Raw genomic sequence first — 6,706 nt, 5'->3', positions numbered from 1 at the left:
ATACCCCTGAAACTCACGGGTATGAATCACGCAGGCGGGATGACGGCAACCAAATTAATAGGTCCAGAACCTAAGCCCATGTTGAACGATGCCAATTGAACAGAAAGGGCAATTTCCATCGACATTTCATGGTCGCTGTTAACATGGCAATGCTGATCTCCATTGTATCAAATTTTTCGCAAATATGCCCAGGAGACATACCCTTTGAGCCCACGCGCACGCACCAAAGAAACGCGGCACCAACGAGTGCCACCGGTTTGCTCGCAACTGTGAACACGTAAGGCGGTTCCATTTGGCAGACCAACAATCACATTGTAGCCTGTTCCGGGTCCACCACGCATTTTCAGCATGTCACCGTCTTCGACGCCAAAAACCTCGTATCGTCCGAGTGAGGCGGCCGTTGCTGGTGCAGCGTATATTGTGGCCCCCAGGAACATTGCCGCTACGGGTAAGAAGATTGCACTGCGCATCGCGTTATCCTGCTTGTTGCCTCATCTACAATCGTAGCGATTCAGCTCACCAAGAGGAATAACCCTAAGACAGGAATGCGCAAATTGGCCAAAGTCTGGTGGCTATGACTGCCACGCCCGGTTCGAAGGGCCGCAACGCAGTATCTCGATTGTCAGGCGATTTACTGGAATGGGTTGATCCAGAAACCTCAAGGAACGACGAACAATGTTCGTAGCGTGGGATACATGTGGGCAGCTATGCCAGATCAAATGGTTGCGTTGGAGGGGTTGATGCGTGAGGTTGCGAGATGGCTGCAAAAGAGACCGCGACATGATGATCTATGGATTGAACACCTGCGCGATTTGCCAGAAGGCCCGAAAGGCGTTGGAGGCAGAAGGCAAGGAAGTCACTTTCCGCGATGTCAGGGCGGAACCTCTGACCGAAGCGGAGCTGGCTGAGCTGATTGCAGAATTCGGGGACTTGCTGGTGGACCGAAAATCGAACGATTACCGAGCGCTTAATGACTGGCTAAAAAATTCGGAAGTAGAGGCACAGATTTCGGCCCAACCCAAGGTAATGGCGCGCCCGGTAATACGCGATCGGGATGTGTTGTATCTTGGCTGGGATGAGACGATTCAAGCCGCTTTGCTACAGAGCTGAGTTTTTAAAAAAATGCATAATTAGCTTAACGAAACCCGCTGAAATGCTGCACAGGGCCGAATGCCCGCTCTCGGAGTGCCGTTCGGTAGATCGTGGTAGCTGCAGAACGTCTGCAATGGGCGGAGAGCCTTTTTGCATCAGGCATCGGTCATATGCTGGACCAGTGAGGTCAGCTGTCTGTCGCCATGGCCATCGTCCCAAGCCGTCTTGGTTCGGTCATGCATCAACCGGATGAAATCAGCGGGAGCCTTAAGTGAGAGATAGGTCTTCAACGCATCCTCTTGCGCCATCGCGTAAACCTTCAGAGAGGCTTCTGCATTGTCGTAGTCCTCGGTCGGAACGGTTCTGGCAAAGAGATCATGGTAGTCCTTGACCAATTTGATCGTGGCAGGAAGTTGGTCGGCATAAACTTGCATCGGGATGCCCGCTTTCTGACAAACAAGTGCACCGTATATCATTCCGAACATAAACCCCTGCCGAACCGTGAAGAGGCCGGCGAAGAGCGCGGCAAGCGCCGCTGGCTTCTCTCCAACATGGGCGGACTTTCCACCCAAGTTTCCGATGACGCTGCCATAACGGTCCCAGGTACCGGCACTGCCGACCGTCAGGATTGTGGTTTCGTCACCGCCAATGCCAGAAGGGTAGGCATTGATCATGCCAAGCATGTAGCCAGCCCCCTGTTTCTCCAGGATGGCGACCAGTCTATCGGCATCCGAGGTATCGCCTGTGCTCATGTCGCAGATAGTCTTACCCTCTAGCGAAAGACTCAGCCCGTTGACTAGTTCAACTGTTTCCGTGTGGCTCTTGATACAAATGATGACAAAATCAGACGCCGCGATGGCATCATTCGGTGAGGAGCAGATGGTGGCGCCAACCTCAGCGAAAACCTCTGCCTTTTCCGGCGTGCGGTTCCAAACGCTGACATCGTGACCTGACTTGAGCAGGCAATGCGCCAGCGCTGACCCCATGTTGCCCAGTCCCAATACAGCAAGTTTCATGATCTTAGCCTCCTGTGTCCGCCAATGAGTTCCAGCACCAGCATGCGCCGGCATGGGGAGATGACATAGTTGTAAATTTTTCTATATTGTTAGATGGTCTAACTTATGGATTGGCGCACGCTTCCCTCGTTGACATCTCTCAGAGCTTTCGCCGCCGCCGCCGAGTTTCAAAATCTGACCCGGGCGGCAGAGGCACTGAACGTGACCCATTCCGCAGTCAGCCAGCAAATCCGCGGGCTAGAACAACAACTCGGCACCCGGCTTATCACTCGTACCCGGCACGGTATTTCTCTGACATCGCAAGGCGAATTCCTGTCGGCTGGTTTGCTTGAAGCCTTCGCTGAAATGGCCTCTGTGACCGAGAGGGTGACGAGTGCAGAGTCGGTTCGACCGTTGGTGGTCAGCGCGACTCCGATGTTTTCAAGCGCGTTCCTCATGGCGCGGCTGTCGACGTTCATTGATGAATTCCCCAATATCGAATTGAGGATCGATTCAACGATCCAGGCTGTCGATCTCAAGCCGGGCGGAATTGATATGGCCGTCCGATACGGAACAGGTCGCTGGTCAGGGCTTGTCTCGCAGATGCTGCTACCTGGTTGTCTGACGGTCGTCGCGTCCCGCGAACTGATCGGAAACAGGGTGCTCAAAAACCCTGTAGAATTGCTTGATTTCACACTTCTTCAGGAACAGGCGTCGGTCGAGTTTGATCTGTGGCTGGAAAAGGCTGGCATCCCGCCCGAAGCGGAACGGAAAGTGATCCGCATGCCGGGCAACATGCTGTTGGATGGCATCCGCCGAGGTGACGGTATCGGGGCGACAGTACCGGCCTTTGTCTCTGACGAGTTGAAGTCAGGACAACTCGTGGCGCTGTTTGATGATCCAATACCACGGATCGGCTATTACCTTGTCACGCTGTCTGGTCCGGTTCGGCCAGTGGCAAAACTGTTCATACAGTGGCTTTCAAAATCAATTACCGAATATGAGAAAAGCCTGTTCCGATGGCCGCCCGCTCACCTGTTGTAGACGATAAAGAGCACCGGTTAGAGTCAAATAGGGTCTGGCTTACAAGGTAACGACCCGACAATGCTGCGCTACGACTGAAGGTCCGCTCTGTGGATGCCGCACCGCTGCGTTAATGGCAGGGGCGAAGGTCCGGTGTGGCGTATGCCTAGATTTACCAAGAAGCGCTTTGGCTTTTTCGGTGGCTTGCAAATCTACGTCCAACCCTAGCGCCGCAGCGTGCCTTAGAGCGATGCTGAGGCGATTAATGGCTTTCCGGGCAGTTCTCCCCCTTTGGAGTGCCAAATGGGCCTCAGAGCGTCTCTTATGTCGATCTGATCGATATCTGAGCCGGGGATCTACCCAGTTTGGGTAAGACATGTAGTTCTAGAGGAGAAAACCAGCGCCCAGCTTTACCGTCGCCTTTGAGTTCGGCCTTCCGACTTTCGAACGCGTCCAATGCGACATCCGCCAAACAATGTAAATTGCGTTCAGCCTCACGCCGTTGTTTTTCGCGTTCTTTGATTGGATCAAGACCCTTCCGGGCAAAGGCGCGCCACTGTTCCGCGTGTTCTCTTGGTTCTTTGAGCGATACATCTGCAATGGACCCAAGGCCCATTTCACGCCTGCGACCGTGTACCGTGATCCTGAGGAACCATTGCCCGCCGTCATCTTGGCGCTTGTGTAACCACAATCCGGCACCATCGTTGTGCTTACCGGGGCCTGCTGCCTTCACCGCTGCGGCCGAAAGTTTACGGATAGGCCGCGCCATCCGTCCACCCTTCTATCCACCTTATTGTCTGCGGTATCCTGCTATATCCTGACACATAACGGAATAGCTAAAGTCTTAGGGTGTTGGTTTTTATAAGAAAGTAGAATGTCGTGGGGTATGGTGGTGTAAGGTCTAAATGCATCTCCTGGGCACCAAACTCCAAACATCTCCCTACTTTTCAAGCGATTGCGCTCGTGCGTTTTTCCGTTTCTTGCCTGCGCCTAAGCGCTGCAATAGGTTTAAATCGCGCGCTGAATTCCAGCGTCCGGACAAGATCGAACCGGGACCCTAAAGCCAATCCCGCAAAATCGGGATCAACGGCACATCTGCCGCAGGCATCGGGTAACTGCGCAGATCATTCGCACGCACCCATTTCAGCGCCTGTCCTTCCTTCGATTGTGGAATGCCCTCCCATTTGCGGCAGGCAAACAGCGGCATCAGCAGGTGAAAATCATCATAGCTGTGGCTGGCGAAGGTCAGCGGCGCAAGGCAGGAGGACCATGTGTTGATGCCCAGTTCTTCGTACAGTTCGCGGATCAGGGCGACCTCGGGCGTTTCGCCGGGTTCGATCTTGCCGCCGGGAAACTCCCAAAGTCCAGCCATGGATTTGCCTTCGGGGCGCTGCGCCAGCAGCACCCGGCCCTCAATGTCTATCAGGGCGACCGCAGAAACCAGAACTGTTTTCACGACCGGTAATCCGCGTTGATCTCGATATAGCCATGGGTCAGGTCGCAGGTCCAAACGGTGGATTTACCCGCGCCCAGCCCCAGATCGACGCCGATTACAAGGTCCTGAGCTTTCATGTATTCGGCGGCGTCTTCCTCGCGGTAATCGGGACTGACCCAGCCTTTTTCGGCCACAAGGATGTCTCCGAAAGAAATGCTCAGCAGGTCACGGTCGGCAGCTGCACCCGATTTTCCGATGGCCATGACGACGCGGCCCCAATTCGGGTCTTCGCCCGCAATGGCGGTTTTTATCAGTGGTGAATTGGCAATCGCCAATCCATGCACCTTGGCGTCGGCATCGGTGACGGCCCCGGTCACACGAATTTCTACGAATTTCGTGGCGCCCTCGCCATCGCGTACCACTTGTTGGGCAAGGTCCAGCATCACGGTTTCCAAAGCCTCGGCAAAGGCGGCATTGTCTGTCGCATCCACCCCCGAAGCCCCAGTAGCACACAGGAGCAGGCTGTCCGAGGTCGAAGTGTCGCTGTCGACAGTGATGCAGTTGAAAGTGCGGTCAGTCTGCGTACCCAGCATCTGCTGCAACGCGGATTGCTCGACCTGGGCGTCGGTGAAGATATAAACCAGCATCGTCGCCATATCAGGCGCGATCATGCCAGAACCCTTGGAAATCCCCGCAATAGAGACTGTTTTTCCATCAATCTCGACCTGCGCCGAAGCTCCTTTCGGAAAGGTATCCGTGGTCATGATGGCCCGCGCTGCATCTTCGATTACGTGGCGACTGAGGCCGGATTTCAGGGCCTCAAGCTGCGCCACGATGCGGCCATGCGGCAAGGGTTCACCGATCACACCAGTTGACGAGGTAAAAACCCGTTCGACCGGCACGCCTGTGGTCTTGGACACTGCTTGCGTCACCTCGGCAACCGAGCTTTGGCCATAATGCCCGGTAAATGCATTGGCATTGCCCGAATTCACAAGGATCGCCGCCGGCCCGTCACTTGGCCCGCCGATCTTTTCCTGACAATCCAGCACGGGTGCCGCGCGTGTGGCCGAGCGGGTAAAGACCCCAGCCACTGAAGTGCCTGGATCAAGGACCGCCAGCATCACATCGGTGCGGCCTTGATAGCGTACGCCGGCTTCGACGGTCGCAAAGCGCACACCGTCAATCGCGGGCAATTCGGGAAACGCCGCCGGGGCCAGCGGAGAGACTTTGGTGATCGAGGCCACGGGGTTACTCCTGAATCAGGTCCAACTGACGCACGATGCCCGGGGTCACATCTTCGAGCGCAGGACGTTCGATCTGTGCAGCCTGAGTCAATTCGCCGATACGGGCCTGAATAGCTTCACTTTGCAGATCCTGTGCCAGCTCGTCGCGTACCGCATCAAGTGCGGGCGCTTCGGATTTGCGCTTGTCATTCAGAATGATCACGTGCCAGCCAAACTGTGTCTGCACCGGGTCCGACACCTGATCCTTCTCAAGCGCGACAACGGCGGTTTCAAACTCGGGAACCATCTGCCCCTTGCCGAACCAACCCAGCACCCCGCCATTCGGGCCGGAAGGACCGGTTGATTTTTCTTTGGCCAGCTCGGCAAAGTCGGCGCCATCATCCAACTGAGCCTTAAGGTCTTTGGCCTCATCCTCGGTCTCGACCAGAATATGGCTGGCATTAAACTCATCTTCGCCTTCAAACTCGGCAAAGCGCGCATCATAGGCGGTCTGAATGGTTTCTGCCGTTACAACTTCGTCGATCAGGGCATTTACGGTCTGAACCGCCAGCAACGACCGCGTCTCGTTCTCGATGGCCAAGGCGTTCAGATTGCTCAGCCCTTCTTGCTCCTGGCCCAGCAACTGCTGCTGAATCAGCTGCTCGATGATGAAATCATACAGAACATCATCTTCGACCTGCTGGTAGTTGGGGGGCAGTGTCGCAACTGTTGCGATCACATGCGCCAGAGTGATTTCTTCGCCGTTTACGCGGGCGACCACCGTGCTGGCATCGGGCTTGGTTTCGGCGGCCAATGGCAGCGCCATCACCGTTGCAAGGGCCAGCGATGGCAGAAAAGTGAGGCCTTTGGGCATGGAATCATCCTATTTCTTTGCCACGGCAGGGCGCAGCGTTGACACTCTGGAACCTGCCGCTTAC

Annotated in this window: 7 protein-coding genes and 1 pseudogene; 2 read left to right on the top strand and 6 right to left on the bottom strand. The window is 55.4% G+C overall.

What is annotated here, in order from left to right; translation table 11 throughout:
• Positions 1-167: 167 nt before the first annotated feature.
• Complete coding sequence (locus AC2FHW_RS14905; RefSeq protein ID WP_142637291.1) at positions 168-470, bottom strand: SH3 domain-containing protein; 303 nt, start codon at positions 468-470, stop codon at positions 168-170.
• A gap of 310 nt (positions 471-780) precedes the next feature.
• Here AC2FHW_RS14905 and AC2FHW_RS14900 point away from each other — a divergent pair, with 310 nt between their 5' ends.
• Positions 781-1,110 carry an arsenate reductase family protein gene (locus AC2FHW_RS14900; protein ID WP_271950531.1) on the top strand — a complete coding sequence of 110 codons (330 nt, stop codon included), beginning with the start codon at positions 781-783 and terminating at the stop codon, positions 1,108-1,110.
• 137 nt (positions 1,111-1,247) lie between these two features.
• Here the strand turns inward: AC2FHW_RS14900 and AC2FHW_RS14895 are convergent, their stop codons facing one another.
• On the bottom strand, positions 1,248-2,162 hold the full coding sequence (locus AC2FHW_RS14895; RefSeq protein ID WP_271950532.1) for an NAD(P)-dependent oxidoreductase: 915 nt from the start codon (positions 2,160-2,162) through the stop codon (positions 1,248-1,250).
• A 51-nt stretch (positions 2,163-2,213) separates the two neighbouring features.
• Here AC2FHW_RS14895 and AC2FHW_RS14890 point away from each other — a divergent pair, with 51 nt between their 5' ends.
• Positions 2,214-3,131 carry a LysR substrate-binding domain-containing protein gene (locus AC2FHW_RS14890; protein ID WP_271950534.1) on the top strand — a complete coding sequence of 306 codons (918 nt, stop codon included), beginning with the start codon at positions 2,214-2,216 and terminating at the stop codon, positions 3,129-3,131.
• Between the two features lie 141 nt (positions 3,132-3,272).
• Here the strand turns inward: AC2FHW_RS14890 and AC2FHW_RS14885 are convergent.
• The 4 genes and pseudogenes from AC2FHW_RS14885 to AC2FHW_RS14870 all read right to left on the bottom strand — a co-directional run.
• Positions 3,273-3,879 (bottom strand): annotated as a pseudogene (locus AC2FHW_RS14885) (tyrosine-type recombinase/integrase); the annotation flags it as partial.
• 288 nt (positions 3,880-4,167) lie between these two features.
• Positions 4,168-4,566, bottom strand: coding sequence for a (deoxy)nucleoside triphosphate pyrophosphohydrolase (locus tag AC2FHW_RS14880; protein ID WP_142637315.1), 399 nt, complete (start codon positions 4,564-4,566; stop codon positions 4,168-4,170).
• Positions 4,563-5,789, bottom strand: coding sequence for a bifunctional glutamate N-acetyltransferase/amino-acid acetyltransferase ArgJ (argJ, locus tag AC2FHW_RS14875; RefSeq protein WP_271950536.1), 1,227 nt, complete (start codon positions 5,787-5,789; stop codon positions 4,563-4,565). The genes AC2FHW_RS14880 and argJ overlap by 4 nt, the downstream gene beginning before the upstream one ends.
• 4 nt (positions 5,790-5,793) lie before the next feature.
• Positions 5,794-6,642 (bottom strand): peptidylprolyl isomerase, encoded by an 849-nt coding sequence (locus AC2FHW_RS14870; RefSeq protein ID WP_142637319.1) that lies wholly within the window; start codon positions 6,640-6,642, stop codon positions 5,794-5,796.
• Between the last annotated feature and the right edge of the window lie 64 nt (positions 6,643-6,706).

It is taken from the genome of Ruegeria sp. YTSA108 (assembly GCF_059610185.1).
This window is presented reverse-complemented; position numbering and strand designations above follow the sequence as displayed.

Excerpts from the sequence above, each read along its gene's own strand:
- AC2FHW_RS14905 (WP_142637291.1), bottom strand. The coding sequence starts at position 470 with ATGCGCAGTGCAATCTTCTTACCCGTAGCGGCAATGTTCCTGGGGGCC.
- AC2FHW_RS14900 (WP_271950531.1), top strand. The coding sequence starts at position 781 with ATGATGATCTATGGATTGAACACCTGCGCGATTTGCCAGAAGGCCCGA.
- AC2FHW_RS14895 (WP_271950532.1), bottom strand. The coding sequence starts at position 2,162 with ATGCCGGCGCATGCTGGTGCTGGAACTCATTGGCGGACACAGGAGGCT.
- AC2FHW_RS14890 (WP_271950534.1), top strand. The coding sequence starts at position 2,214 with ATGGATTGGCGCACGCTTCCCTCGTTGACATCTCTCAGAGCTTTCGCC.
- AC2FHW_RS14870 (WP_142637319.1), bottom strand. The coding sequence starts at position 6,642 with ATGCCCAAAGGCCTCACTTTTCTGCCATCGCTGGCCCTTGCAACGGTG.